The organism is Amycolatopsis sp. NPDC114503 (assembly GCF_055633655.1).
In genome coordinates this window covers 92,196-115,647 of the sequence record NZ_JBVKDT010000007.1, presented here as the reverse complement: position 1 = coordinate 115,647, position 23,452 = coordinate 92,196, and the positions used below count along the sequence as shown (strand labels likewise).

28 protein-coding genes are annotated in these 23,452 nt (G+C 70.6%); 12 read left to right on the top strand and 16 right to left on the bottom strand.

All coding sequences use genetic code 11. From position 1 onward, the window contains the following. Positions 1-116 precede the first annotated feature (116 nt). Positions 117-740, bottom strand: coding sequence for an imidazole glycerol phosphate synthase subunit HisH (gene hisH, locus ACZ7OI_RS28760; RefSeq protein WP_470267625.1), 624 nt, complete (start codon positions 738-740; stop codon positions 117-119). Positions 741-870: 130 nt separating this feature from the next. Between hisH and ACZ7OI_RS28755 the strand changes: the two genes are divergently transcribed. Next, the gene (locus ACZ7OI_RS28755) at positions 871-1,056 is read left to right on the top strand and encodes a hypothetical protein (RefSeq protein ID WP_470267268.1); all 186 of its coding nucleotides are present in this window, start codon (positions 871-873) and stop codon (positions 1,054-1,056) included. A gap of 33 nt (positions 1,057-1,089) precedes the next feature. Here ACZ7OI_RS28755 and ACZ7OI_RS28750 read toward each other — a convergent pair whose 3' ends face one another. Both ACZ7OI_RS28750 and ACZ7OI_RS28745 read right to left on the bottom strand, forming a co-directional pair. Beyond that, a complete protein-coding gene (locus ACZ7OI_RS28750; RefSeq protein ID WP_470267267.1) occupies positions 1,090-1,980 on the bottom strand; it encodes a transketolase family protein in 891 nt (296 codons plus the stop codon). Then, a complete protein-coding gene (locus ACZ7OI_RS28745; protein ID WP_470267266.1) occupies positions 1,980-2,678 on the bottom strand; it encodes a thiamine pyrophosphate-dependent enzyme in 699 nt (232 codons plus the stop codon). Before ACZ7OI_RS28745 ends, ACZ7OI_RS28750 begins: the two co-directional genes overlap by 1 nt. Positions 2,679-2,731: 53 nt before the next feature. Here ACZ7OI_RS28745 and soxR point away from each other — a divergent pair, with 53 nt between their 5' ends. Genes soxR through ACZ7OI_RS28730 form a run of 3 tightly spaced genes read left to right on the top strand, consistent with a single transcriptional unit; the run spans position 2,732 to position 4,042 of the window. Continuing rightward, on the top strand, positions 2,732-3,193 hold the full coding sequence (gene soxR, locus ACZ7OI_RS28740; RefSeq protein WP_116202239.1) for a redox-sensitive transcriptional activator SoxR: 462 nt from the start codon (positions 2,732-2,734) through the stop codon (positions 3,191-3,193). A gap of 46 nt (positions 3,194-3,239) precedes the next feature. Further along, positions 3,240-3,788: an RNA 2'-phosphotransferase gene (locus tag ACZ7OI_RS28735; RefSeq protein ID WP_470267265.1), complete on the top strand. Its 549-nt coding sequence runs from the start codon at positions 3,240-3,242 to the stop codon at positions 3,786-3,788. A gap of 35 nt (positions 3,789-3,823) precedes the next feature. Further along, positions 3,824-4,042: a hypothetical protein gene (locus tag ACZ7OI_RS28730; protein WP_470267264.1), complete on the top strand. Its 219-nt coding sequence runs from the start codon at positions 3,824-3,826 to the stop codon at positions 4,040-4,042. A gap of 107 nt (positions 4,043-4,149) precedes the next feature. Here ACZ7OI_RS28730 and ACZ7OI_RS28725 read toward each other — a convergent pair whose 3' ends face one another. Continuing rightward, positions 4,150-4,965: a class I SAM-dependent methyltransferase gene (locus ACZ7OI_RS28725; protein ID WP_470267263.1), complete on the bottom strand. Its 816-nt coding sequence runs from the start codon at positions 4,963-4,965 to the stop codon at positions 4,150-4,152. A gap of 70 nt (positions 4,966-5,035) precedes the next feature. Further along, positions 5,036-5,614 carry a TetR/AcrR family transcriptional regulator gene (locus ACZ7OI_RS28720; RefSeq protein ID WP_370939182.1) on the bottom strand — a complete coding sequence of 193 codons (579 nt, stop codon included), beginning with the start codon at positions 5,612-5,614 and terminating at the stop codon, positions 5,036-5,038. 193 nt (positions 5,615-5,807) lie between these two features. Here ACZ7OI_RS28720 and ACZ7OI_RS28715 point away from each other — a divergent pair, with 193 nt between their 5' ends. After that, a complete protein-coding gene (locus ACZ7OI_RS28715) occupies positions 5,808-7,991 on the top strand; it encodes an MMPL family transporter (RefSeq protein ID WP_470267262.1) in 2,184 nt (727 codons plus the stop codon). A 66-nt stretch (positions 7,992-8,057) separates the two neighbouring features. Beyond that, a complete protein-coding gene (locus tag ACZ7OI_RS28710) occupies positions 8,058-8,702 on the top strand; it encodes a GNAT family N-acetyltransferase (RefSeq protein WP_470267624.1) in 645 nt (214 codons plus the stop codon). A 617-nt stretch (positions 8,703-9,319) separates the two neighbouring features. Here the strand turns inward: ACZ7OI_RS28710 and ACZ7OI_RS28705 are convergent. Further along, positions 9,320-9,478 carry a hypothetical protein gene (locus tag ACZ7OI_RS28705; RefSeq protein WP_470267261.1) on the bottom strand — a complete coding sequence of 53 codons (159 nt, stop codon included), beginning with the start codon at positions 9,476-9,478 and terminating at the stop codon, positions 9,320-9,322. Positions 9,479-9,495: 17 nt separating this feature from the next. Here ACZ7OI_RS28705 and ACZ7OI_RS28700 point away from each other — a divergent pair, with 17 nt between their 5' ends. Beyond that, positions 9,496-10,233, top strand: coding sequence for an MBL fold metallo-hydrolase (locus ACZ7OI_RS28700; RefSeq protein WP_470267260.1), 738 nt, complete (start codon positions 9,496-9,498; stop codon positions 10,231-10,233). 205 nt (positions 10,234-10,438) lie between these two features. Here ACZ7OI_RS28700 and hisB read toward each other — a convergent pair whose 3' ends face one another. From hisB to hisD, 3 genes are read right to left on the bottom strand one after another with little or no spacing between them, the layout of a single operon-like run. Further along, positions 10,439-11,038 (bottom strand): imidazoleglycerol-phosphate dehydratase HisB, encoded by a 600-nt coding sequence (gene hisB / locus ACZ7OI_RS28695; RefSeq protein ID WP_344268165.1) that lies wholly within the window; start codon positions 11,036-11,038, stop codon positions 10,439-10,441. Further along, positions 11,035-12,144 carry a histidinol-phosphate transaminase gene (locus ACZ7OI_RS28690; protein WP_470267259.1) on the bottom strand — a complete coding sequence of 370 codons (1,110 nt, stop codon included), beginning with the start codon at positions 12,142-12,144 and terminating at the stop codon, positions 11,035-11,037. The genes hisB and ACZ7OI_RS28690 overlap by 4 nt, the downstream gene beginning before the upstream one ends. Next, positions 12,141-13,466, bottom strand: coding sequence for a histidinol dehydrogenase (gene hisD / locus ACZ7OI_RS28685; protein WP_470267258.1), 1,326 nt, complete (start codon positions 13,464-13,466; stop codon positions 12,141-12,143). The genes ACZ7OI_RS28690 and hisD overlap by 4 nt, the downstream gene beginning before the upstream one ends. A gap of 84 nt (positions 13,467-13,550) precedes the next feature. Between hisD and ACZ7OI_RS28680 the strand changes: the two genes are divergently transcribed. Continuing rightward, on the top strand, positions 13,551-14,345 hold the full coding sequence (locus tag ACZ7OI_RS28680; RefSeq protein WP_470267257.1) for a carbon-nitrogen hydrolase family protein: 795 nt from the start codon (positions 13,551-13,553) through the stop codon (positions 14,343-14,345). A gap of 61 nt (positions 14,346-14,406) precedes the next feature. After that, positions 14,407-14,718, top strand: coding sequence for an EthD family reductase (locus ACZ7OI_RS28675; RefSeq protein ID WP_470267256.1), 312 nt, complete (start codon positions 14,407-14,409; stop codon positions 14,716-14,718). A gap of 28 nt (positions 14,719-14,746) precedes the next feature. Here ACZ7OI_RS28675 and ACZ7OI_RS28670 read toward each other — a convergent pair whose 3' ends face one another. From ACZ7OI_RS28670 to eccB, 3 genes are read right to left on the bottom strand one after another with little or no spacing between them, the layout of a single operon-like run. After that, positions 14,747-15,400 (bottom strand): response regulator, encoded by a 654-nt coding sequence (locus tag ACZ7OI_RS28670; protein ID WP_116202251.1) that lies wholly within the window; start codon positions 15,398-15,400, stop codon positions 14,747-14,749. Further along, positions 15,397-16,083: a response regulator gene (locus tag ACZ7OI_RS28665; protein WP_470267623.1), complete on the bottom strand. Its 687-nt coding sequence runs from the start codon at positions 16,081-16,083 to the stop codon at positions 15,397-15,399. Before ACZ7OI_RS28665 ends, ACZ7OI_RS28670 begins: the two co-directional genes overlap by 4 nt. A 29-nt stretch (positions 16,084-16,112) precedes the next feature. Further along, the gene (gene eccB / locus ACZ7OI_RS28660; protein WP_470267255.1) at positions 16,113-17,519 is read right to left on the bottom strand and encodes a type VII secretion protein EccB; all 1,407 of its coding nucleotides are present in this window, start codon (positions 17,517-17,519) and stop codon (positions 16,113-16,115) included. A 152-nt stretch (positions 17,520-17,671) separates the two neighbouring features. On the opposite strand from eccB, the gene ACZ7OI_RS28655 reads away from it, so the two are divergent. After that, positions 17,672-18,754, top strand: a complete 1,083-nt coding sequence (locus ACZ7OI_RS28655; protein ID WP_470267254.1) for a type VII secretion protein EccE — start codon at positions 17,672-17,674, stop codon at positions 18,752-18,754. Here ACZ7OI_RS28655 and ACZ7OI_RS28650 read toward each other — a convergent pair. Continuing rightward, positions 18,747-19,418, bottom strand: coding sequence for a hypothetical protein (locus ACZ7OI_RS28650; RefSeq protein WP_470267253.1), 672 nt, complete (start codon positions 19,416-19,418; stop codon positions 18,747-18,749). The genes ACZ7OI_RS28655 and ACZ7OI_RS28650 overlap by 8 nt on opposite strands. 41 nt (positions 19,419-19,459) lie before the next feature. Further along, positions 19,460-19,717, bottom strand: a complete 258-nt coding sequence (locus ACZ7OI_RS28645; RefSeq protein ID WP_470267252.1) for a hypothetical protein — start codon at positions 19,715-19,717, stop codon at positions 19,460-19,462. A gap of 54 nt (positions 19,718-19,771) precedes the next feature. On the opposite strand from ACZ7OI_RS28645, the gene ACZ7OI_RS28640 reads away from it, so the two are divergent. Then, entirely contained in the window at positions 19,772-20,542 is a 771-nt protein-coding gene (locus ACZ7OI_RS28640) for a MerR family transcriptional regulator (protein ID WP_470267251.1), read from the top strand. Here the strand turns inward: ACZ7OI_RS28640 and ACZ7OI_RS28635 are convergent. Further along, a complete protein-coding gene (locus ACZ7OI_RS28635) occupies positions 20,484-21,074 on the bottom strand; it encodes an NIPSNAP family protein (RefSeq protein WP_470267250.1) in 591 nt (196 codons plus the stop codon). The genes ACZ7OI_RS28640 and ACZ7OI_RS28635 overlap by 59 nt on opposite strands. An 85-nt stretch (positions 21,075-21,159) precedes the next feature. On the opposite strand from ACZ7OI_RS28635, the gene ACZ7OI_RS28630 reads away from it, so the two are divergent. After that, positions 21,160-22,113, top strand: a complete 954-nt coding sequence (locus ACZ7OI_RS28630; RefSeq protein WP_470267249.1) for a helix-turn-helix domain-containing protein — start codon at positions 21,160-21,162, stop codon at positions 22,111-22,113. Here the strand turns inward: ACZ7OI_RS28630 and ACZ7OI_RS28625 are convergent. Continuing rightward, positions 22,058-23,377, bottom strand: a complete 1,320-nt coding sequence (locus ACZ7OI_RS28625) for an MFS transporter (protein WP_470267248.1) — start codon at positions 23,375-23,377, stop codon at positions 22,058-22,060. The genes ACZ7OI_RS28630 and ACZ7OI_RS28625 overlap by 56 nt on opposite strands. Positions 23,378-23,452: the final 75 nt, after the last annotated feature.

Genomic DNA, 23,452 nt, shown 5'->3' with positions numbered 1-23,452 from the left:
GCGCACCGTCCGGGGGATATGCGCCGAGCCGGACAGCCGTGAGCCCCGCCGGTCCGTCGCCGCCGGCGAACGTGAGCAGCAGCACATCCGCCTGCCGCGGCGGAGTTCGCGGCCCCTTACGCCAGCGTGCCGAGCCAGTTGCGCAGCAGCTGCGCCCCCGCGTCACCGGACTTCTCCGGGTGGAACTGGGTCGCCCACAGCGGCCCGTTCTCCACCGCGGCGACGAAATCCTCGCCGTGGTTGGCCCACGTCACCTTGGGCTGCTGGCCGGCGAGGCCGGAGTCCAGCTCCCACTTCCGCGCGGCGTAGGAGTGCACGAAATAGAAGCGTTCGCCGGGGTCGATACCGGCGAACAGCCGCGAATCGGCGGGCGCGCGCACGGTGTTCCAGCCCATGTGCGGGAGCACGTCGGCGTGCAGGCGCTCGACCGTGCCCGGCCATTCGCCGGTGCCCTCGGTTTCCTCGCCGTGCTCGACGCCGCGCGAGAACAGGATCTGCATGCCGACGCAGATGCCGAGCACCGGACGCCCGCCCGCCAGCCGTTTGCCGATGATCCGGTGCCCGTGCACGCCCAGCAGCCCGCTCATGCACGCGGAGAACGCGCCGACGCCGGGCACCACGAGGCCGTCGGCCTCGAGCGCGGCGTGCGGGTCGGCGGTGACCTCCACCTCGGCGCCCGCGCGCGCGACGGCGCGCTCGGCGGAGCGGAGATTTCCGGAACCGTAATCGAGGATCACCACACGAGACACGCGCCCGAGCCTAGTCCCCCGGAGAATTTCGTTCCGAGGCCGTTTCGTTCTCGCCCCGATCGGGTACCTACCAGGCTACGTGTGGTGCCGCCGGCGCCCCGGACCCGGAAAAGAGGCCGAGATGTCCGAGTCCGACCTGCTGTGCCGAATGTTCCAAGCATGGCGGGAAGACATCGACAGCGTGCCGTTCCCGCAGTTCAGGGAACTGACGATCCCGCCGCAGAAGACCCGCGCGGAGATCGACCTGGCACGCCGGTCGACCGCGCGCACGGCGGCTCCCGTGCGGCGCGTCGACGGCGGCTGGTGACCGCGGGCTGTTGCCCGCTGCCGGAATCTCGCCTTATCCGGTGAAAAACTCCTTGAGGGACAACGCGATCGAACCCGCGTCGAGCCCGTGCACGAGATCGTGGTCGGCGAGCGTGCCGTAGATCCGCACCTCAGTGTCCCTGCGGGTGCCGAGGTTCAGCAGCCGGTGCGGCCGGTCCGCCAGCGCGTCGGCGACGCAATGCGCGGACGTTCCCTTGAGATACGGCTCCACCAACGCCACTTCGGCGACATCGGTCACCGCGGCCCGCAGTCCCTCGGCGTCGAACGGCCGCACTGTCGAGGTGTAGAGCACTGTCACGTCCATGCCCTCGGTCGCCTGCAGCACCCGGTCCAGCATCGGGCCGACCGCGATCACCACGCCGCGCTTGCCCTGGCGGATCGTCTGAAGCCCGACGCCGAGGTGCGGCGCGGAATTCTCCTGCGCGGACAGGCGCAGATACGTCCGGCTGTCCCCCGGCACCGAATCGAGCAGCAGCCGCCGCGCCTCCTCGGGATGTCCCGGAACGTGCACGTACCAGCCGGGCAGGGAATCGATCAGCGCGACGTCGCCGGGAGCCTGATGCGTGCGGCCTTCCATCGGCATGTCGTAAGAAGCGCCGTAGGACACCAGCACCGCGCCGAGTTCCTGGTGGCTGAGGTCCAATTTGATCTGTTCGAACGCACGCTCCACGAGGAACGCGTTGAAGGTGTGGACGATCGGCCGCAGCCCGGCGAGCGCGAGGCCGGCACCGGTGCTCACGAGCAACTGTTCGCGGATCCCGACGTTGATCACCCGGTCCGGATGCCGTCGCGCGGCCTCGGCGAACGACGCGCTCGAGATGTCGGCGAGGACGACGGCCACGTCCGGGTCGGTGTTGACGATTTCTTCCGCGGTGGCCAGGAAGGTGTCCCGCATGTTCGGCATCAGTGCCCGCCTTTCGGTTCCACGACGGCGACGACCGCGAGCGGCCGTCCGGGATGGGGGGTGGTGAACGCGTCGTACAGCGCTTCGTGGTCGCGGCCGGACACTGTGCGCACGGCCCAGCCTTCCGTTTCGAAGCGGCGGGCGATGCCGCCCGGCCAGCCGTGTGTCGAAGACTGGTTGTCGATGACCACCGCGGTCAGCTTGTCGAGCCCGAGCCTCGCGGCGACGACGATCGCCTCGTGGTTGGAGCCCTCGTCGAGTTCGGCGTCGCCGATCAGCGTGACGATGCGCGAGCTGAACCGGCGGGCACGCAGGCCCAGCGCGGTGCCGAGGGCGATCGGCAGGCCGTGCCCGAGCGAGCCGCTGGAGATTTCGACACCGGGCGCGCGGATGCGGTCCGGATGGTGGCCGAGCCGCGAACGCGCCGAACTCCAGTCGGCCAGTTCGTCCTCGTCCAGCCAGCCTTTCGCGACGAGCACCGAGTAGTACGCCATCGGCCCGTGCCCCTTGGACAGCAGGAACCGGTCGCGCCCAGGCTGGCGGGCGGTCTCCGGGCCGAGGTTCAGGACCCGGTCGAACAGCACCCACAGGACGTCCACTGTGGACTCCGCGGCCGCGTGGTGTTTGTCGTCGCCGGTCATCAGCGAGATCAGCCGGGGCAGGTCCGCGTAGCCCGGCTGCGAGGTCGTCGTGGTCATGTCCCGACCATGCAACCTCGACCAAACTGAAGGTCAAGCGCTAACCTGAAGCAATGACGAGGTTGGCGGACAAGCTGAGCATCGGGCAGGTCGCGGAACGCAGCGGAGTGCCGCACACCGCGCTGCGGTTCTACGAGGAGCGCGGCCTGATCACCTCCGAGCGCTCGGCGGGCAACCAGCGCCGCTACGCGCGCTCGGTACTGCGGCGGATCGCGTTCATCCGCGCCGCGCAGCGGGTCGGGCTGTCGCTGGAAGACATCAGCGCGGCGCTGGAGACACTCCCCGCGGACCACGCGCCCACGAAAGCGGACTGGGCGCGGCTGTCGCGCGAATGGCAGACCGAACTCGACGCCCGGATCGACGCGCTTCAACGGCTGCGGGACCGCCTGACCGGATGCGTCGGCTGCGGATGCCTGTCGCTGCGCAGCTGCGGCCTGTACAACGCGGAAGACGAACTCGCCCGCTTCGGTCCCGGTGCCAGCAAACTCCGCCCGGTCCTGGAGGGCGGCATCTGAATTCCGTTGCGCGCCAGCGTGTTGGTGTGGGTTACTGCGGGTTGAAATGAACGAGAAACATCGAACCCGGGTATCGAAAAGACTGTCCCGGCACCTGCGCCACGATCCCGCGGGCCTCGGCCTGACCCTCGCCCCCGGCGGCTGGGTGCCGGTCGCCGAACTGCTCGCGGCGCTGGCCCGGCACCGGTTCCCGGTGAGCCGCGCGGAACTGGACGAGGTCGTCGCGAACTGCGCCAAACAGCGGTTCGCCTTCGACGAGACGGGGACGTTGATCCGCGCCAGCCAGGGGCACAGCGTCCGTGTGGATCTGGAGCTGTCCGACGCTGTGCCGCCGGAAATCCTCTACCACGGCACGGCGACGCGCTTCCTGCCGTCGATCTGGACGGAAGGGCTGCGGCCGATGAAACGGCACGCGGTGCATTTGTCGGCGACCCGCGAAACGGCGTGGAAAGTCGGGTCACGGCACGGGAAACCGGTGGTGCTGACGGTCGCGGCCGGGGAAATGGCCGCGCGCGGGCACGCGTTTCAGGTGAGCGACAACGGGGTGTGGCTTGCCGCCGCGGTGCCGGCGGAGTTTCTGGCCGCGCCCGAATAGCGGATACTGAGCCCACCGCTTCGAAGGAGGTGGCTATGCCGGACTACACGATCGTCCAGTGCAGCCAAGGCCACTGTTTCTCGACGATCTGGATCCCGTTCGTCTCGCTCAAGTCGATCCGGCTCGGCGACCGGCGGGTGCAGAAATGCCCGGTGTGCCACCGTTTCCGCAGCGTTGCCCAAGTCTCCGCGGACCAGCTCAGCGCCGAGGAACTGCGCGCGGCCGAAGCTCTGAAGGACTCCCGGCTGCCGTAGCTAGGTTTCACCTGGCGGCCACGCCCGCTCCGCGAGGGGATGTCCGTGAAGGCCACGTTGAGGGAACCAGATTCCCTCAACGTGGCCCTCACGGACTTTCCGCCGCCTCAGCCGATTTCGGCGACGCGGCACAGGATTTCCCCGTGCGGGATCGAGAACCAGCCGTCCGGGTCGGCAGCCCACGAGCGCCACCCCTCGGAGATCTCGCGGAGGTCTTCAGCGGACGCGTACCCGCCCGCCAAAGCCTGCTCGGCGATCTTGGAGTCCAGGATCCGGTCCGCCCACATGCCGCCCCACCACGCCCGTTCTTCCGGCGTGGAATGACACCAGATAGAGGCGCTCGGCCGGACGTCGCGAGCGCCCGCGGCGTGCGCCCAGGCCAGCAACCGCCGTCCGGCGTCCGGCTCGGAACCGTTGCCGTGCGCGACCGCTCGGTAAACCTCCCGCCAGCGATCCAGCCGCGAGTCCGCAGGCCACCAGAACGCCGCGGCGTAGTCGGTGTCGCGCGCGGCGACGACCCCGCCGGGCTTGGCCAGCGCCAGCATGTGCCGCAGCGCTTCCACCGGTTCGGTCAGGTGCAGCAGCACCTGGTGTGCGTGCACGACGTCGAATCGGCCGACCGCTGGGGCCTCCGTGATGTCGGCGCGCTCGAACCGGACGTTGGACACGCCTTCGCGCCGCGCGTGCGCCCGCGCCTGCTCGAGAACGGCTTCCGACAAATCGATGCCGAGCACCTCTCCAGAGGCCACTCGGCGGGCGATGTCCACCGTGATCGTCCCCGGACCGCAGCCGACGTCCAGCACACTGCGCCCGGGGAGCAGGTCCGGTGCGAGGTAGGCCGCCGAATTTTCGACGGTGCGCCAATGCTGTGAACGTACAACGCTTTCCGCGTGCCCCTGCCCGTAGCTGCTTTCCGAAGGCATGCTTCGAGATTAGGAGTGTGTTCCCAAATACTGCAACAAACTTCTCATCATCCGAGAAACCCCGGGATGCTCAGCAGACCCGGCGGCGCGGCCTGCCGAGCAGCCGCCTGCCGACCCGGACCAATTCCCGGCGCAGGGTTTCGTCGTCCACCTCGGCCAGGTCGGGCGCCCCGCCCGCCATCGCGATGCCGGTGAACGCCACGATCGCCGTCACGCGGGCGGTCACGTCCAGCTCCGGCCCTCCGGCCACGATCGAGATCAGCGCCTGCTTGAAGCCTTCGACGCCGTGCGCCGATTTCGCGAGCGCCGCGTCGATGCCCGGGTCGCTGGAGAACAGCGCGACCAGCACCCGGTGCCGCACCACGAGATCGACGAAACCGTCCAGCAGATGGTCCACCCGCGCGCCGTGCCGCGGATGCTTCGCGGCCTCGACGACCAGCTGGTCCAGCTCCCGGATGCCCGGCTCCGCGACCGCCTCGGTGATCTCCGACTTCGTCTTGAAGTGGTAGTACACCGCGGCCTTGGTGACGCCCAGCTCGTCGGCGATCATCTGCAGCGACGTGCCCTCCACGCCGTGCTCGGCGAACAGCCGCAGCGCGGTGGCGAGCAGCCTGGTGCGGGTGTCCGCGACCGGTTCGACGGTCGTCATCGCGCCCTCCTCCTCAAGCGGAGTGCGCTGCTCCGCAGCACATCATGGTACTAGCCGAACGACTAGCCCGAAACTTGCCGTGCGGCTAGTCACATCCTAGCCGATCGGCTTGGCAGCCCCTTGCCGAACGGCTAGCTTCGGAAGGGCGATTCCAGTGCGGAGAGCCCGCTTCGGGCGCGAACGGAGACGACTCGTGGCACCCTTCCTGTACCGGCTCGGCAGGCTGTCGTTCCGCCGCCGGGCCCTCGTGGCGGCGGTCTGGGCGCTTGTCCTCATGGCGTTGGGCGCGGGCGCGCTCACGCTGTCGGGCAAGCTGTCGGATTCGGTGACCATTCCCGGCACCGAATCGCAGCAGGCGATCGACCGGCTCGCCGAACACTTCCCGCAGGCCGCGGCAGGCGGCGGCACCGCGCGCGTCGCGATCGCCGCGCCGGACGGGCGGAAGATCACCGACCCGGCGGGCCAGGCGGCCGTCGAGGGCGTGGTCGGCAAGCTGAAGTCCGCGCCGAAGGTGGCCGCGGTCGTCGACCCGTTCCAGGCGAAGTCCGTCTCCCCCGACGGCCGGGTCGCGCTCGCGCAGGTGAGCTACCAGGTCAAGGGCTTCGAGCTCAGCGATTCCGACCGGTCCGCGCTGCTGGCCACCGGCGATCACGCGAAGCAGCTGGGATACCAGGTCGAGTACGGCGGCGACGCGGTGCAGGGCATCCCGGCGACCGGGGCCACCGAAGGGCTCGGCGTCGCGGTCGCGGCGGTCGTCCTGATCATCACCTTCGGCTCGCTGCTGGCCTCCGGAATCCCGTTGCTCACCGCGCTGATCGGGGTCGGCGTCGGGATGGCGGGCATCATGCTCGCGTCGGGTTCGATGGAGCTGAACTCCAACACCCCGGTGCTGGCGTTGATGATCGGGCTCGCGGTCGGGATCGACTACGCGCTCTTCATCGTCTCCCGTTACCGGCATGAACTGGCCGAGGGCCGCGAACCCGAGGAAGCGGCCGGCCGCGCCGTCGGCACCGCTGGTTCCGCCGTGGTGTTCGCCGGGCTCACCGTGATCATCGCGCTCGCCGGGCTGACCGTCGTCGGCATTCCGTTCCTCGGCCAGATGGGCGTGGCCGCCGCGGCGACCGTCGTGGTCGCCGTGCTCATCGCGCTGACGCTGCTGCCCGCCGTGCTCGGCTTCGCCGGCGCTCGCGTCGGCAACAGCAAGATCCGCATGCGCCGCCGCACCGAAGGCCCGACGCACGGCGAGCGCTGGGCGCGTTTCGTTGCGCGGCACCGGGTTCCGGTCCTGCTGGCCGCGATCGTCGGACTGGCTGTCGTCGCGATTCCCGCACTGAGCATGCAACTCGGCCTGCCCAACGACAGCACCGCCGCGCCGGACACCACTCAGCGCAAGGCGTACGACCTGGTCAGCAAGGGCTTCGGCGAGGGCGCGAACGGACCGCTGCTGGTCGTCGTCGACACCGGCCCGAACCACAATCCCGAATCGCTGAAGCAGGCCGCCGCGGACATCGGCAAGCTGCCGGACGTCGCCGCGGTGACGCCGCCGAAGGTCAACCCCGCCGGGGACACCGCGGTGCTCACGGTCATCCCGAAGAGCGGGCCGAGCAGCACGCAGACCGAGGACCTCGTGTCCGCGATTCGCGCGCAATCCGCGCCCCTGCAGGAAAACACCGGCGGCAGTCTCGCGGTGACCGGCCAGACCGCGGCCAACATCGACGTCTCGCAGAAGCTGTCCGACGCGATGCTGCCTTACCTCGCGCTGATCGTCGGGCTGGCGTTCCTGTTGCTGATGCTCGTGTTCCGGTCGGTCGTGGTGCCGCTGAAGGCGACGCTCGGGTTCCTCGGCTCGGTGGTCGCGACGTTCGGGGCGGTCGTCGCGGTGTTCCAGTGGGGCTGGCTCACCGATCTGCTCGGCGTCGCCTCGACCGGTCCGATCATGAGCATGCTGCCGATCCTGCTGATCGGCGTCCTGTTCGGGCTCGCGATGGACTACCAGGTGTTCCTGGTGACCCGGATGCGCGAGGAACACGTGCACGGAGCCGAGCCGCAGGAGGCGATGGTGACCGGCTTCCGGCACGGGGCAAGGGTCGTCGTGGCGGCGGCACTGATCATGATCTCGGTGTTCGCCGGGTTCGTGCTGGCCGAATCGACGCTGATCCAGTCGATCGGGTTCGCGCTGGCCTTCGGCGTGCTGGTGGACGCGTTCGTGATCCGGATGACCATCGTGCCCGCTGTGATGTCCCTTCTCGGGCGCGGCGCGTGGTGGCTGCCGAAGTGGCTGGACCGGATCCTGCCGAACGTCGATGTCGAGGGCGAGGGCCTGGTCCGCGAACTCGGCGCCCCCGGCGACGACGAACGCGAACTGACGCGGGTCTGATCTTCTGTCGGGTTTTTGTCGGTGCTGGTTCGTAAGATCGTCTCGACTGCGAACACTGGGGGCGTGATGATCGAGGACACGGTACGGACTTGGGTAGCGGGATGGGCGTTGTCGCGGCAGACACCGCCGCCGGTCGAGAAGCCGTGGGGGCTTTTCGTGGAGGTCCCGGACAATCCCGCGGAGGTGGGCAGGCACGTCCTGCCGGAGGCTGAGGAATCGCTGGTCCGCGCTGCCACGGGCGCGGTCAGCGAACCTCGGACGTGGCTGAAAACGCCCGCGGAGCCGGAGACGATCGAGCCGTGGATGCCGGAGGGCTGGTTCGTCGCCTGGCAGGACACCGGACATCTGATGGCGACGGATCTGCTGGCGACGAACCCGGTCGCGCCGGAGGGCTACACCGTGACGGTGGAGATCAGCGGAGCCGTCACGTTCCTCCGGGTGCTGGACGCGACGGGCGAACTGGCGGCTAAGGGCCAGATGGCGAAGGCCGGCGACGCGGTGATCGTGGACCGGGTGGCAACCCAGGAGGAGCATCAGAGGCGCGGGTTGGGCGGGTTCGTGATGCGCACGCTCGCCGACCGAGCGGTGGAGGCCGGGGCGGTGTTGGGCGTCCTCGGGGCCACGGATGCGGGGCGGGCTTTGTACGAGACGTTGGGGTGGAAGAAGCACGCGACGCTGGCGGAGTGCATTTATCAGCCGTTGGAGCGTTGATGGCGGGAGGGTGCGTGGTGGTTCGGGGGCCGCGGTAGGTGCAGGGGGCCGGGCTGGTGGCGGGTGTTGCGAGGTCCGCGTTAGGTGCGGGCTAGCGCGTCAGGCGCGAGGGGCTGGGTCGGTCGCGGGGGGGCTGCAGGCGTTGCGGGAAGCTCCGTGTCAGTCGCGAGAGGGCCGGGCCAGGCACGGGGAGACTCGCGGTCGTCGCGGGAAGAGCTGCGCCGGGCGCGGGAGAGCCAGGCCAGGCGCGGAGAAAACTCGCGCTCGTCGCGAGGGGCCGAGCCAGGCGCGAGGGGGGCCGGGCCGGGCGCGGGGAGACTCGCGGTCGTTGTGGGGAGAGCTGCGCCCGGCGCGGGAGAGCCAGGCCAGGCGCGGAGAGGCTCGCAGTCGTTGCAGGAAGAGCCGCGCTAGTCGCGGGCAAGCGCGTCAGGTGCGCGGGCGGGCCGGGCTGTCGCGTGGGTCCGCGTTCGTTGCGTTGAGATCAGGGTTGGTTGCACGGAGGTCCGTGTTTATCGAGGAGAGGCGCGCATTCCTCGCAGAGCAGTCCGCGGTCCCTGCGGGAAAGTCCGGGCTGGCTGCAGAGCGGTCCGCGGTCGTCGCGGGAAAGTCCGCGTCGGTCAGCTGAAGAGCCAGGCGATGGCCCCGCCGATCGCCAGCACTGCCGCGATGCCCAGCACCACGGCGAAGAACTTCGCGGTCTTCCACAGCGAGTAGACCCCGCCGGCCAGGAAGCCGCCGAGGGCCAGCAGCAGGACCGCGATCAGCTCTTTGCTCACAGGGGTTAGCGTGCCACATGGCTTTCACCGTGACGGTACTGGGCAGCGCGACGCCGTACCCGCGCCCGGACGCTCCGTGCTCCGGGTACCTGGTGCGCCACGAGGACACCGCGATCTGGCTCGACGCCGGGCCGGGCACCCTCGCTGCCCTGCAGGAACACGTCTCGCCGGCGGAGCTGGACGCGATCTGGATCTCGCATCTGCACGCGGATCACGTCGCGGATCTGTTACCGGCGGTGTACGCGCTGTTGTTCGCGGACCTGCGCCTCCGACGCCCGATCCCGCTGTACGGCCCGCCGGGGACCGCGGCGCGGATTTCCGCGTTTCTCAGCAATACCGGCCGCGCGCCGATCGAGGAAGCGTTCGTTGTCCGGGAACTGCACGACGGGCATCGCACCCGGGTCGGCGGTCTGCAGCTGGAGACGGTGGCCGTGTCGCACGGGTTTCCGGCGTTCGGGGCGCGGATCACCGACGGGACGCGGACTTTCGCGTACTCCGGGGATACCGGTCCGTGCGAGGCGCTTTCGACGTTGGCCGAGGGGACGGATCTGTTCCTGTGCGAGGCGGACAGCATCGAGCCCTCCGCGGAACACCTGACTCCGGCGGAAGCAGGCCGCGCGGCTGCCGGGGCCGCCCGGCTGGTGCTCACGCATCTCGGCCACACGGTCACCGCCCGCGACGCGGTTCGCCTTGCCGCGGAACACTTTCCGGGGCCGGTGGCTTATGCCGCGCCGCGCACGGTGTTCCGTGTGTGAACTGGCAGGCACGGAGGTGGACGGAGTCCCGCACGCAGATCGGTCCGTCGCTGCCCGCGACTCCGAAGCGGCGTGCGCTCTGGCATGAGCAGGCTTCGCGGCTTCTGATGACACGGATGACCGTACGCGACGCAGGTCGTCTTGCAGCCAAAGACTTTCCCTGCCCGATGGCTCGCGCCGCGCACGGTGTCCCGCGTGTGAACCGCTAAAGCACGCCCTTCGTGGACGGAATCCCGCCCGCCCGCGGGTCCGGCTCCGTAGCCGCCCGCAACGCCCGTGCCACGGCCTTGTACTCCGCCTCCGCGATGTGGTGCGGGTCGCGGCCGTGGATCACCCGGACGTGCAGTGCGATCTGCGCGTGGAACGCCAGCGAGTCGAACACGTGCCGCGTCAGGACGAACGGGTAGTTGTTGCCGATGGTGAACGTGTTGTACTCCTCCGGCTCTCCCACGTGCACGCAGTACGGCCGGCCGGAGACGTCGATCGCGGCGTGGGCGAGCGTTTCGTCCATCGGGATCCACGCGTCGCCGAATCGGCGGATGCCGCTTTTGTCTCCGAGGGCCTGGCGCAGCGCCTGGCCGAGCACGATCGCGGTGTCTTCGACGGTGTGGTGCGCGTCGATGTGGACGTCGCCGGTCGCTTCGACCTTCAGGTCCAGCGAGCCGTGCACGCCGAACGCGGTGAGCATGTGGTCGTAGAACGGCACGCCGGTGGCGATGTCCACCTGCCCGGTCCCGTCGAGGTCCAGCTGGACCAGGATGGACGATTCCTTGGTGGTGCGCTCGATTTTGCCGACGCGGCTCATCGCTTGATTTCCTTACTCGCCTCGAGGAAGGCGTCGTTCTCCTCCGGGGTGCCGATGGTCACCCGCAGGTGGCCTTCGATGCCCACGTCCCGGATCAGCACGCCGTTGTCCAAATAGGACTGCCAGCTGGCGGGCGCGTCGCTGAACTGTCCGAAAAGGACGAAGTTGGCGTCGCTCGGCACCGGGGTGAATCCCAAGCCCAGCAAGGCTTCCACGACGCGGTCGCGTTCGGCGGAGAGCCGGTGCACCGACGCGAGGGTGGCGTCGGCGTGCCGGAGGGCGGCTCGGGCGGCCGCCTGGGTGACCTTGGAGAGGTGGTACGGCAGCCGGACGAGCTGCAAAGCGTCCACAATGGCCGGTGCGGCGGCGAGGTAGCCCAGCCGTCCGCCGGCGAAGGCGAATGCCTTGCTCATGGTGCGCGACACGATCAGCTTGGCCGGGTACTCCGAGATCAGCTCGATCGCGCTGGCCTGCGAGGAAAACTCCGCGTACGCCTCGTCCACCACGACGATCCCCGGCGCCGCGTCGAGCACGCCGCGCAGCTGGTCCAGCGGGATCGACCCGCCGGTGGGGTTGTTCGGGCTGGTCACGAACACGATGTCCGGCTTGCGCTCGGCGACCGCCTTGGCGGCCTGCTCGGTGTCGAGCGAGAAGTCCGCGCGGCGCGGCACCGGCAGCCAGTCCGTGCGCGTGCCGGTCGCGATGATCGGGTGCATCGAGTACGACGGCTCGAAGCCCAGCGCGGTGCGTCCGGGGCCGCCGAAGGCCTGCAGGATCTGCTGCAGAATCTCGTTCGACCCGTTCGCCGCCCACACGTTGGACTCGGACAGCACCACTCGCGTGGACACCGTGAGGTAGTCCGCCAGATCGGTGCGCAGCGCCACCGCGTCGCGGTCCGGGTACCGGTGCAGCGACGCGGCTTCGGCGCGCACGGCCTCGGCGACGTCTTCGACCAATTCGGGCGGCGGCGGGTACGGGTTTTCGTTGGTGTTGAGCCGGATCGGGACGTCCAGCTGCGGCGCGCCGTACGGGGTGCGGCCCCGCAGGTCCTCGCGCAGCGGGAGATCGGCGAGGGTGACCTCGCCGCCGGGGATGGCTTCGTTCATCGGCCGTCTCCTTCGAAACGTGCGGTGACGGCTTCGCCGTGGGCGGGCAGGTCTTCGGCGTTCGAGAGCGCGACGACGCGGGGGGCGATCTCGCGCAGGGCGTCCTCGGAGTAGTCCACGACGTGGATTCCCTTCAGGAAGCTCTGCACCGACAGCCCCGAGGAGTGCCGGGCGAACCCGCCGGTGGGCAGCACGTGGTTCGAGCCCGCGCAGTAGTCGCCCAGCGAAACCGGAGCGTACGCGCCGACGAAAATCGCGCCGGCGTTGCGCACTCGGGCGGCGACCTCGCGCGCGGTCGCGGTCTGGATTTCCAAGTGCTCGGCGGCGTAGGCGTCCACCACGCGCAGGCCGTCGTCCACAGTGGACACCAGGATGATGCCGGACTGCTTGCCGCCCAGCGCCTGGCCGACCCGTTCGGAGTGCTTCGTCGCGGCGACGCGGTCGACCAGTTCGGCCTCGACCGCGTCGGCCAGCTCCTCGGACGTGGTCACCAGGACGCTCGCGGCCAGCGGGTCGTGCTCGGCCTGGCTGATCAGGTCGGCGGCGACGTGCGCCGGGTCGGCCGTCTCGTCGGCGAGGATCGCGATCTCGGTCGGACCGGCCTCGGAGTCGATGCCGATCACGCCGCGGACCAGGCGCTTGGCCGCGGTGAGGTAGATGTTGCCCGGCCCGGTCACGATGTCCACCGGGGCCAGTTCGGCACCGTCGGTGTCGACGCCGCCGTACGCGACCAGCGCGACTGCCTGCGCGCCGCCGACCGCCCAGACCTCGTCCACGCCGAGCAGCGCGGCCGCGGCCAGGATCGTCGGGTGCGGCCGTCCGCCGAACGCGGCCTGCGGCGGCGAGCACACGACCAGCGAACGCACGCCGGCCAGCTGCGCCGGGACGACGTTCATCACCACGGTCGACGGGTACACCGCCAGCCCGCCCGGCGCGTACAGGCCGACGCGGTCGACCGGCACCCAGCGCTCGGTGACCGTGCCGCCGGGGACGACCTGCGTCGTGACGTCCTGGCGGCGCTGGTCCGAGTGCACCTTCCGGGCGCGCTTGATGGACTCCTCCAGCGCGGCGCGGACCTCCGGGTCCAGCTCGGACAGTGCCTTCGAGAGCTCCTCGGCCGGCACCCGGACCGTTTCCGGGCGCACCTTGTCGAACCGCTCGGTGAACTCGAGGACCGCCTCGACCCCGCGGTCCCGCACCGCCTCGACGACCGGCCGGACCTGATGCAGCGCCGCGTCCACGTCGTACTCGGCGCGCGGAAGCGCGGCACGGAGCTCGGCAGCGGAGGGGACCTGCCCGCGCAGGTCGGTGCGGTTCAACATGGACACCAGGGTACGAGGTGGCCCGCGCGCTCCCGGCAGGGATACTCGGTGTCGACCCGCTGTCCCCGGACCAGGGAGGCTCGTGTGCCCCGGATCGCGTTGTGCCAGCTCAACTCGGGCGACGACCCGGAAGAAAACCTGAAAACGGTTCGCTCCGGCGTCGAGGCCGCCGCGGCCGCCGGAGCCCGGGTGGTGATCTTCCCGGAGGCGACGATGGCCCGCTTCGGCCGCCCGCTCGCCCCGGTGGCGCAGGCGTTGGACGGACCCTGGGCGTCGGCGGTGGCTTCGATCGCCGCGGAGCACGACGTGCTGGTGATCGCGGGGATGTTCACGCCGGCCGACAACGGCCGGGTGCGGAACACGCTGCTGGTCACCGGGCTGGGGCAGCATCTCGGGTACGACAAGATCCACCTGTACGACGCGTTCGGCTTCGCGGAGTCGGACACTGTCGCGCCCGGGTCGGAGGTCGTGACGTTTTCCGCGGAGGGCACGGTGTTCGGCGTCGCCACCTGCTATGACCTGCGGTTCCCTGAGCTTTTCCGGCGGCTGGCCGATGACGGGGCGGACGTGGTGGCTGTTCCCGCTTCGTGGGGCGCCGGGGCCGGGAAGCGGGAGCAGTGGGAAGTGCTGGTGCGCGCGAGGGCGCTGGATTCCGGGTGCTGGGTGGCCGCTTGCGGGCAGGCCGATCCTTCGGTGACCGGGTCGGAGGTCAATCCGAAGGCGCCTACCGGGATCGGGTACTCGCTGGTGGCGGACGGTTTCGGCCGGGTGGCGGAGCAGGCCGGGGCCGGGGTGGAGATGCTGGTGGCGGACGTCGAGCCGGAGACCGCGGGGAAGGCTCGGACGGCTACCGGGGCGTTGGCGAACCGGCGGCTCTAGCGAACGCGCGAACGGGGGCTGCCGGGGTGCTATCGTCGCTCGCCGCTCAACGGAGGTTCTCATGCACAAGCTGGTGGTCCTGTATCCCGAGCCCGCCGATCCCGGCCACTTCCGCGACTACTACGTGACCACCCACCTCCCGCTGGTCGCGCAGATGCCCGGACTGCTCTCGTGGCGCTACAGCTTCGACGTGACAGCGGCGCCGGGACAGGAGCCGTACTTCGCGATCTTCGAAGCCGACTTCGCCGACGCTGCGGCGATGACCGCGGCGAGGACGTCCCCGCAAGGCCAGCGGGTGTCCGCCGACGTCGCCAACTACGCCACCGGCGGTGCGATCGTCATCGACTATCCGGTGCGGGAAGGCGTCGTCTGACGCCGGATTTCGGACGCGGCGTCCGGGATCAGCGCAGCAGCCCTTCCCGGATCGCCACCCGGACGAACCCCGCCCGGCGCCGCTCCCCCGTCTTGTCGCGGATCCGGTCCAGATAAGACCGCACCGTCCGGACGCTGATGTCCAGGATCTCCGCGACGTCGACGTCCCGCTCCCCCGCCGCCACGAGGCGCAGGACCTGCTTTTCCCGCTCCGACAGCACGATCTTCGGTCCCGCGTGCCGTTCGTCGCTGTCCTGGATGATCATCCCGGCCAGCGTCGGCGAGACGTACGCGTTGTCCTCCGCGATGGTCCGGATCGCGCGCAGCAGCTCGTCCCCGTCGACGTCCTTCGACAGGAATCCCTTGGCGCCGGCCTGCATCGCGCCGAGGACCTCCGGCTGTTCCGCGTGCGCGGACACCACCAGCACCTTGTGGCCCATCTGCCCCACCTCGAGCACCGCGGCCGCGTCCTGGACGCCGCGGAGTTTCAGGTCGAGCACGACCACGCTGCCCGGCGGCTGGTCCTGTACCGCGAACCGCGCCACGGAGTCGGCTACCGCGACCAGTTCGATGTCCGGGGCCTCGTTCAGCACGCGCGCGACCGCGTCCCGGTACAGCGGGTGGTCTTCGATCACCCCGACCTGGATGGGTCCGCTCCGGCGCCGCCCTTCGTCGGCTTTCACCTCAACGTTTCCTTCCCCACCAGCCCGCGGCGAATCGCTTCCTTCACGAGGCCGGGGCGCCGCCGTTCGCCGGTCTTGTCGCGGATCCGGTCGAGGTAGCCGCGCACGGTGCGGACGCCGATGTCGAGGATCCGCGCGATGTCGACGTCCCGTTCCCCCGCCGCGACGAGCCGCAGCACCTGCACTTCGCGCGGCGACAGCTCCATTTCCGGCCGCGTGACCGGACGGTCGGTGTTGTCCTTGATGATCATTCCGGCGACGACAGCCGACACGTACGCGCCGCCGCCCGCGACCGCGCGGATGGCGATGAGCAGCTCGTCGACGTCGACGTCTTTCGACAGGAATCCCTTGGCGCCAGCGGCGATCGCGGCGAGCACCGTCTCCGGTTCGGCTTGCGCGGACACGACCAGCACGTGATGGCCCAGCTCGGCCACTTCGAGCACCGCGGCCGCACCGGCGACACCGGGCAGGCCGAGGTCGAGAAGGACGACGCTCCCGGCCGGCTGGCGCGCGACGTGGAAGCGGGCGACCGAGTCGACCACCGCGCCGAGTTCCACGTCCGGGGCCTCGAGGAGGACGCGTTCCACCGAGCGGCGGTAGAGGGGGTGGTCTTCGATGACGGCCACCGGGATGGCGCCCGGGGCCCAGGAATCCGGCTGTTCCGGGTCTCCCGCGTCGCCGATCCGCTGCGCTGTCGTGGTCACCGGCTCGCTCACCCCGTTCCCGCAGGCTGCCCGGCCGCGGCGGGATCGAGCGCGGGACCGGTCGGCATCAGCGCGAGAAGCCCGCCCGCGACCGGATGCCCGGACCCAGAACCGTAGCCCAGCGAAGTGAGCGCCGTCCCGTTCGCCACCGGATATTTTCGTCCTGTGTCCGTGACGAGATAAATCGTGCCGGACCCGGAGTCCGTCGCGACCGCGCCGCGCGAGGGCGGAACGTAGACGACGTCCGCGACCCGGGCGTCCGTCCGGCTCTGCACCGGCAGGGCGCGGGCGCCGGGCGGGACCGGCAGATCCGCCGAGACCGTCACGCGGCCGTTCTGCGCGCACAGGGTCACCGCGCTGCCGGTGATCGGCGCCTTGCCGGGGATCCGGTCGGGGTAGGCCGCCGGATCCGCGCCGCCGGAACGGGATTCGCTCACCTTCTTCACCGCCGCCACGTCCGCCGCACGGACCCGCGCCGGTTCCGGGCGGCCCGAGTACGCCGATTCGTTCGCCGGGGTCGTGACGAGCAGCGCGGCCTGGGTCTGGCCGACGGGTTCAAGACCGTCCTGGCGGACGAGGTAGTACGTCGAGGCGGTGGCTGCCCCGGCCATCGGGTCGACGACCGAGAGCACCTGGCCGACGCGCGTCTCCTGCGTCCCGACGCGCGGGCCGCGGTTTCCGGCGCCGTCGACCGGTATCTCGCCGAGGTCGCGTCCGGCGGGCACGGTGTCGATCCAGCGCGCGGACACGGTGATCGTCGGATAGCTGTCGAATTGCAGCGCCGCGGCGGCTTCGTCGCCCAGCCGGTACCGGTGGCCGCCCGCGAGCAGGAACCGGCCGCCCTGCGGGACGCGGACGATCACGCCCGAATCGCGCGGCAGTTCGACCCCGGACGCCGCCGCTTCCAGCAGCACGGCGACGAGCGGTTCCGCCGAGGCGGGCGCGTCCTGGGTGGTGCGGCTGCAACTGGTCCACGGAGTGGCGATCAGCGTGCTGGGCAACGAATCCGGCGCGCCGACGATCCCGATCTGCGTCCCGCGCGGGGCCGTGCCGAGCTTTTCGGCGGGCACGGTGACGGTCTCGTGGCCGTTGCCGCCGGCCAGCAGCCGCGCGGACGCGTAGTTGAGGACCGGGTGCACCGCGCCGTCCGCGCCGAGCACGAATCTCGCCCCGCTGTCCGCTTCCACGATCACTTTGCCGCCGGCCAGCCAGTCCTTCCCGCCGGACGGGCTGACCAGGCCGATCACCCCGAACACCGCGGTCACGAGCAGGGCCGCGCCGACGCCGAGCACCGTGCCGAGCACGAGGCGGCGGCTGGGCGACACCGGATGGTTGGCGTCCGCGGCGACGAGCGCGGACACGAGACGGCGGCGCAGGAACTGATACGCCTGAATCTGGTCCCGCTGCGTCCACACGCTGTCCCGGCCCCCTGGAGATCACGTCCGCTTCTCGCGCAGGCTAGACAGCTCCTCCGGCGCGGACGAGGGTAATTTTTACGCCCACGCGCCCGCGCGGGGACGCTAGCGTTCGCGGGGCCGGGTCGCTGCCCGGGGAAGAGGGGAATGCGTTGTCCGTGTCCGCGCCGCCTGCCCCGGCTCCTGCCCGCGTTCCCGGGACCGCCGGGATTTCGGGCGCCGCGCCGTGGCCGTGGCTGCTGCCGATCCGTCCGCTGCAGGCGGCCGGGTGGGAAATCGCCGCGCTGGCGCTGCTGCTCGCCTTCACCGTGCACGGCCTGGCCCAGCCGGTGCGGATCACCGTCGCCGCGCTGGCCGGGCTGCTGGTGGCGACGACGTCGGTGCGGGTCGCCGGACGGCATTTCGCCGGCTGGGCGTGGACGTGGCTCGCGCATCGCCTGCGCCGCCACGACAACCGCCGCGACAGCCCGGACGCCTTGCTGCGCATCGCCGGTCCGGTAAAGGTCCGCCAGCACGTCGACCGCGCGGGCAACCGATTCGGCGTCGCCGAGGTCGACGGCGATTGGAGCGCGATCGTCCGCCTCACGCCCGGCGCCGGGGAGCCGTCGACGGACGAACTGCTGGCGATCCTCCGCACGACGTTCCAGAACACGGACATCCCGCTGGCCGCCGCGCAGTTGCTGACTTGGGCGGCGCCAAGGGATTCGCGGGTGTACCGGGTGCGCTGGCTCGCGGTGCGCTACCGGCCGGAAGACGCGCCGATCGCCGCGCTCGCGCGCGGCGGCGGCGAGCTGGGGGCGTTGCGGAGCACCGCGAGTGCGGCGTTGAGCTTGATGGTGGCGCTGGCGGAGGCGGGGCATCCGTCGACGGTGCTGGAGGCTGGCGAGCTGACCAACGAGCTTCGGGTGGCGCTGGGGGTTTCGACCGGCGATCCGGAGTCGGACGGGGATCTGTGGCGCGCGTGGAAATGGGGCGGGCTCACGCAGACGTGCTACTCGCCGCGGTCTGCGCGGGGGCTTGCCCGGACGCTGGGAGTGGCGGTTCCGGGGGCGGCGTTTACCGCGACTTCCGCGACGTTGCGGCGGACGCCGGGTGGACGGGAGAAGCTCGAGCTGACCATCCGGGTAGGGGCTCGGGCGGCGGAAGTGCCGGTGCCGCAGGGGGTTTCGGTGGTTCCGCTGCACGGCGGACACGCAGCGGCGGTGCGGCGGACGTTGCCGCTCGCCCTCACCTGACGTCCGATCCGAAGTCGATGCGCGTCTCGGGCGTCACGGACAACGCCTCGAGGTCCGGGTGCGCGAAGATCGCCCGCGCGACGTCCTCGCCGCACGCCACGTAGGTGGAGGTGAGGTCGTGATCGGAGCAGACGACCCAGGCGTGGTCGCGCGCCAGCCAGTAGTCCGGGCCGCGTTCGATGCCGACCTCGTCGTCGACCCGCTTGCGCACTTCGTCGAGCCCGTCCAGCGGGGCGGCGGTGACGAAATGGGGTATGCCACCTGCCGCGACGGCGGAAGTGTCATAACCGAAGTAGACGTCCGACGCACCCGAAACTCCGGCCAGGATGCTGCTCAGCGCACGCTGCTCGCGAGGGCGGAGGCGGCTGTATTCGGTCGTCCATTGCAGCGGTCCGGCGGCGGCATCGGCTCGGGCGAGGGTCAGGTGGCACGTTTCCGGGTGGAGTTCCAGCCCGGCCCGCGCCGCCACGCTCGCCCAGCTTCGCAGGTCTGTTTCGTCACCGGCGCGGGCGAGCCCGTGCAGGATCCGCACGTACGCCGGGTAGCCGCTCGGCAGGATCTCGCGCACGATGTGCCCCGGCCCGGCATATCCCGCCGCGACGCAGATGTCCTCCAGCCACGCCAGTTCGGCGCGGGCTTGCGGGGTCAGGTCGGCGATCGGCATGCGCCCGACTCTGCCAAGCCTGCCGCCCGGGGCACAACGAGTTAATCAGCGCGAAGGAGTCGTCCCAGCTCCGTCTCCGCCTCGCCGCTCCCCGCGTCCGAAAGCCGCTGCAATTCCCGCAGATCGCGGTTCGCCACCGCCCGCCGGGTCAGCAGCCGGCCCGCGTGTTCGCTGCCCTCGTCCAGCAGCTCCGACAGCTCGGTCAGATCGCCGCGGGCGTCGGCGAGGTCGGCGAGGCGATCCAGCGCGGTCTCGTTCCCCTCGTCGGCGAGCGCGCGCAGGGTGTCGTAATCAGCCATGCCGTCAGCTTCCAACCTTGCCCCCGGGACAAGGTCAAGCGCGATACTGGAGACATGCTCACCATCGGCCAGCTCGCCCGCCAAGCCGGGGTTTCGGCCAAGGCTGTGCGCGTGTACCACGCCAAAGGGCTCCTCCCCGAGCCTGAACGCGACGCCTCCGGGTACCGCCGTTACGACGCGCAGGCGGTCATCGACCTGGCCCGCATCGTCACGCTCGCCCAGGCCGGCGTCCCGCTGGCGCGCATTCCCCAGGTGCTCAACTCCGACGAGACCGCGGAGCAACTCGACCGGATCGACGCCGAGTTGCGCGAGACGATCCGGCAGCTCCAGCGACGTCGCGTCCGGTTGCGGGATCTCGATCGGCCCGATCGGCTCTGTCTCCCGCCGGACGCGATCGCGTTCATGGAGCGGCTACGGCCGCTTGGGCTGTCCGAGCGCCACGAGAACGCGATCCGCGACGGCTGGATCCTCGCTTGCGCGCTGGCCCCGGACATCAGCCGCGCGATCCTCGCCAGCCGCACCGCGCTGCTGGACGATCCGGAGTACGTCGCGGTCCTGCGCGGCTACGACGAGGCGATCGACTGGAGTCCCGAAGACCCCAGGCTTGAAGCGATCGCCGACACCGCGGCGGCGCTCGCTCGGCGGATGCCGTTGCCGTCCGACCTGCCGGACTTCCGGAAAGTCCCCCGCCAAGTCGTCGAACTTCTCGCCGGGCATCTCGAAAGCCCCGCATGGAGCCGCCTCGATCAGCTTGTCGCCCAGCGGATCAGCGGAGCGAAGACCGCGACGTCGGAGCCAAGCGGAGCCGCTGCACGCCGGGCATAGCCAACCCGCGCTCGAAAGCCCGCAGCGCGGCGAGGTCGGGGAAGACCCAGACTCCGACCCGGACGTTCTCCCCTTCCCGCACCGGCAGCGCGCGGAAGGTGTTCTCCGCCGGCTCGGTGACGAAGGAAGCGAGAGGTTCGGGAAAGTCGCTGGAAGGCGGGCCGACGAGCACCAGGATTCGCGATGCGGGCTCGACGGCATCGAGCGGCCGGGACAACGGCGGGAAGTCGGATTCGGGGCGCAGCAACAGGACGTTGTCGCTGTCGAGCATGGTGGCGTTGGCGGCGTCGCGGTGTTTCCGCCAGGCCTCGCCTTCGAGGTAGAACGACGTCAGCGCGGCGTGCCGGGACGCCAGGTCCGGGAAGGAACGGAACCACACGAAGCGGTCCGGGTCGTCCTCGTCGCGGAATTGGCCGACGACGGTGCAGCCCGCGGTTTCCTGCGGTTCCAGCAGTTCACGGTCGAACAGGTCGATCAGGACGTCCCGCTGCCCGGGGCGGAGGGTGTACTGGCGGAGTTCCACAACGGTCACCGCAACGAATCTGCCACCGCGCCGAAACGCACGCGAGTGGCAGGACTGACTGCTTCCGCATAATTCCTGCCGTATCCTCGAACCCATGCGAACTGTCGCGGTCGCGCTGGTCGACGACATGCCGCTGTTCGAACTGGCCATCGCGGCGGAGGTGTTCGGGCCGTCCCGGACCGACCTCGCCGACCCCTGGTACGAGCTGCGGTTCTGCGCGGCCAAGCCGGAAACCCGCACCGAGTTCGGCTTCCGGCACCACGCCGGGCACGGTCTCGAGGCGCTCAAGGACGCCGATACCGTGCTGGTGCCCGCCTTGCCGTACGCATGTGTCCAAACTGGACAGCCCGTCCCGCCGAACCTGGTCGCCGCCGTCCGAGCGGCCGCGGACGCGGGCGCGCGGATCGTTTCGCTGTGCACCGGCGCGTTCGCGCTCGCGGCGGCGGGGCTGCTGGACGGACGGCGCGCGGCGACGCATTGGATGTACGCCGCCACGCTCGCCATGCTGTATCCGCAGGTCCAGGTGGACGCATCGGTGCTGTACGTCGACGACGGGCAGGTGCTCACCAGTGCCGGACGCAGCGCGGGAATCGACCTCTGCCTGCACGTCGTGCGCAGCGACCTCGGCGCGCACGTGGCCAACGAGGTCGCGCGCCGGATGGTGCTGCCCGCGCACCGCGGCGGCGGCCAGGCGCAGTACGTGTCCGCGACGGTGCCGGAGACCGACGACGCCGGGCTCGGTCCGGTGCTGCACTGGGCGACGCGGCGCCTCGACCAGCCGCTCACCGTCGAGCAACTCGCCCGCCAAGCCGGGGTCAGCCCGCGCACGTTCGTCCGCCGGTTCCACGAAACCACCGGGACGACGCCGTTGCAATGGCTGCTCGACCAGCGCGTCCTGCTCGCCCGCAGCCTGCTGGAATCCACCGACCTGCCGATCGGCCTGATCGGCGAACGCAGCGGCCTCGGCTCGGCGGCCAACCTCCGCCGTCATTTCACACTCCGGCTGGGGACGGCTCCGACGGACTACCGGCGCGCGTTCCGCGGATGAGCCCGATCGCGGTCAGCCCGGCCGCGGCGGTCAAGCCGACTGCGGTCCAGCACGCGGTTTTCAGGTCGGTGGCAAGGAAAACCGTTGTCAGCGCAGCGACTCCGACGGTTCCGCCGAGTTGCTGCACCGCGTTCAGCAGGCCCGCCGCCGAACCCGTCTCCGAGGGGCGGACGAGAGCGAGCGCGGCGGTGAAGAACGGCACGGTGAACAGCCCGGTCCCCGTTCCGGCGATCGCCAGCGGGAGCAGCAGCGGCCAGCCCAGCGCGATCCCGGCGATGCCAGCGGCCAGAAAACCCACGCCAGCAAAGAGAATCCGGGTTCCGTAGCGCGGGACGAGCCAGCGTCCGGCCACAAAGGACGATACGGCCAGGCCGCACGACCACGGCAGCAACGAGAGTCCGGCGGTGCGGGCGTCGGCGTGCTTGGTCAGCTGCAGGAACAGGACGACGACCTGGGTCAGGCCGGTCATCACGGCGAAGAACAGCACAGACGTCAGCAATCCGGCGGGGAATCCCAGGCCGCGGAAGAGGCTGCGCTCGATCAGGCCGCCCCGTAACCGTTGCTGCAGAGCGAAAACACCGAGCACCACGACCCCGGCGGCGACGAGGAACCCATTCCAGTGCGTGAGGAGCGGGTAGACCACGAGCCCGGCGCCGACGACGACCAGGCCGGTCCCGAGCAGGTCGAGCCGCGGCCGGGACGCGGACCGGTCTTCGGCGAGCAGCCCGGACGCGGCGAGCACGGCGAGTCCGAGCGGGACGTTCACCAGGAACACCGAACGCCACGTCCAGGCGTCGGTGAGCAGTCCTCCGAGGACGGGACCGCTCACCGCGGCCAGTCCCATCACCGGGCCGATCATGCCGAGCGCCCGCGCCCGGGCCGCGCCGTCGAACAGGACGCGGATCAGCCCGATCGTCTGCGGGATCACCAACGCGGCCGAAGCCCCTTGCAGCGCACGGAAAACCAGTAAGAACCCTGGCGTGGTCGCGGCCGCGCACAAAGCTGAGGCGAGCACGAAACCGGCGACGCCGAGCTGGAACGTACGGCGTCGGCCGAGGATGTCGCCGAGGCGTCCGCCGGTGATCAGCAGGAGCGCGAAGGGCAGCGTGTAACCGGCGGTGTAGAAGGAGAGCGTGCTGGGCGCGCCGCCCAGTTCGGCGTGCACCGCGGGGGCGGCGACCTGGACGATCGTGGTGTCGAGGAGGTTCATCGCTTCCGCGACGAGCAGGACCGCGAGCGCGGCCCAGCGGCGTGAATCGTTCATGCCGCCAGCCTGGGCAGTGGCAAAGCAAGATTCCAGCCACCGTCTCGAACGAGCAGAAATCTTCCATTCAGGACA

What these genes read in the sequence shown, in the direction of transcription:
- ACZ7OI_RS28735 (WP_470267265.1), top strand. Translation starts at nt 3,240, where the DNA reads ATGAACGAGAAACATCGAACCCGGGTATCGAAAAGACTGTCCCGGCAC.
- ACZ7OI_RS28720 (WP_370939182.1), bottom strand. Translation starts at nt 5,614, where the DNA reads ATGACGACCGTCGAACCGGTCGCGGACACCCGCACCAGGCTGCTCGCC.
- ACZ7OI_RS28745 (WP_470267266.1), bottom strand. Translation starts at nt 2,678, where the DNA reads ATGACCACGACGACCTCGCAGCCGGGCTACGCGGACCTGCCCCGGCTG.
- ACZ7OI_RS28725 (WP_470267263.1), bottom strand. Translation starts at nt 4,965, where the DNA reads ATGCCTTCGGAAAGCAGCTACGGGCAGGGGCACGCGGAAAGCGTTGTA.
- soxR (WP_116202239.1), top strand. Translation starts at nt 2,732, where the DNA reads ATGACGAGGTTGGCGGACAAGCTGAGCATCGGGCAGGTCGCGGAACGC.
- hisB (WP_344268165.1), bottom strand. Translation starts at nt 11,038, where the DNA reads ATGAGCCGCGTCGGCAAAATCGAGCGCACCACCAAGGAATCGTCCATC.
- ACZ7OI_RS28645 (WP_470267252.1), bottom strand. Translation starts at nt 19,717, where the DNA reads ATGGCTGATTACGACACCCTGCGCGCGCTCGCCGACGAGGGGAACGAG.
- ACZ7OI_RS28650 (WP_470267253.1), bottom strand. Translation starts at nt 19,418, where the DNA reads ATGCCGATCGCCGACCTGACCCCGCAAGCCCGCGCCGAACTGGCGTGG.
- ACZ7OI_RS28625 (WP_470267248.1), bottom strand. Translation starts at nt 23,377, where the DNA reads ATGAACGATTCACGCCGCTGGGCCGCGCTCGCGGTCCTGCTCGTCGCG.
- ACZ7OI_RS28640 (WP_470267251.1), top strand. Translation starts at nt 19,772, where the DNA reads ATGCTCACCATCGGCCAGCTCGCCCGCCAAGCCGGGGTTTCGGCCAAG.
- ACZ7OI_RS28750 (WP_470267267.1), bottom strand. Translation starts at nt 1,980, where the DNA reads ATGCCGAACATGCGGGACACCTTCCTGGCCACCGCGGAAGAAATCGTC.
- ACZ7OI_RS28700 (WP_470267260.1), top strand. Translation starts at nt 9,496, where the DNA reads ATGGCTTTCACCGTGACGGTACTGGGCAGCGCGACGCCGTACCCGCGC.
- ACZ7OI_RS28710 (WP_470267624.1), top strand. Translation starts at nt 8,058, where the DNA reads ATGATCGAGGACACGGTACGGACTTGGGTAGCGGGATGGGCGTTGTCG.
- ACZ7OI_RS28690 (WP_470267259.1), bottom strand. Translation starts at nt 12,144, where the DNA reads ATGAACGAAGCCATCCCCGGCGGCGAGGTCACCCTCGCCGATCTCCCG.
- ACZ7OI_RS28730 (WP_470267264.1), top strand. Translation starts at nt 3,824, where the DNA reads ATGCCGGACTACACGATCGTCCAGTGCAGCCAAGGCCACTGTTTCTCG.
- ACZ7OI_RS28755 (WP_470267268.1), top strand. Translation starts at nt 871, where the DNA reads ATGTCCGAGTCCGACCTGCTGTGCCGAATGTTCCAAGCATGGCGGGAA.
- hisD (WP_470267258.1), bottom strand. Translation starts at nt 13,466, where the DNA reads ATGTTGAACCGCACCGACCTGCGCGGGCAGGTCCCCTCCGCTGCCGAG.
- ACZ7OI_RS28630 (WP_470267249.1), top strand. Translation starts at nt 21,160, where the DNA reads ATGCGAACTGTCGCGGTCGCGCTGGTCGACGACATGCCGCTGTTCGAA.
- ACZ7OI_RS28675 (WP_470267256.1), top strand. Translation starts at nt 14,407, where the DNA reads ATGCACAAGCTGGTGGTCCTGTATCCCGAGCCCGCCGATCCCGGCCAC.